1 protein-coding gene is annotated in these 284 nt (G+C 56.0%); it reads left to right on the top strand.

Going from position 1 to position 284, the window contains the following annotated elements; translation table 11 throughout:
* The coding region (locus EN859_RS38575; protein ID WP_189502604.1) for a hypothetical protein at positions 1–284 on the top strand (284 nt) is incomplete at both ends.

The following is a 284-nucleotide window of genomic DNA, read 5'->3' as shown; positions in this document are numbered from 1 at the left end:
CGAATGACCGCTTCAACTGTCGAGTATCGAGTCTTCGGCCATCTGGCCGTCACTGAGAAGGCGAGAGATGCAGGTACCTGCGAAACGATGGAGGGAGATATCGCGATCGTCGCGCTTGGATGGGAAACGCGTTTCGCCGCGTTCGAAAACCATCTTGACCTGAAGGTCGGCAAAATCGTGGTTCTGGACTTTGCTCTGAAGGAAGCGAACGTCCCAGCCGTCGAAGAAAACCGGCGAAAGCTCATCGCTATGGGTACCCGATGGGGCGTCGAAGTGACTGCGAT

The sequence above is a fragment of the Mesorhizobium sp. M00.F.Ca.ET.216.01.1.1 genome, assembly GCF_004010325.2.
Classification (GTDB): domain Bacteria; phylum Pseudomonadota; class Alphaproteobacteria; order Rhizobiales; family Rhizobiaceae; genus Mesorhizobium.
This window is presented reverse-complemented; position numbering and strand designations above follow the sequence as displayed.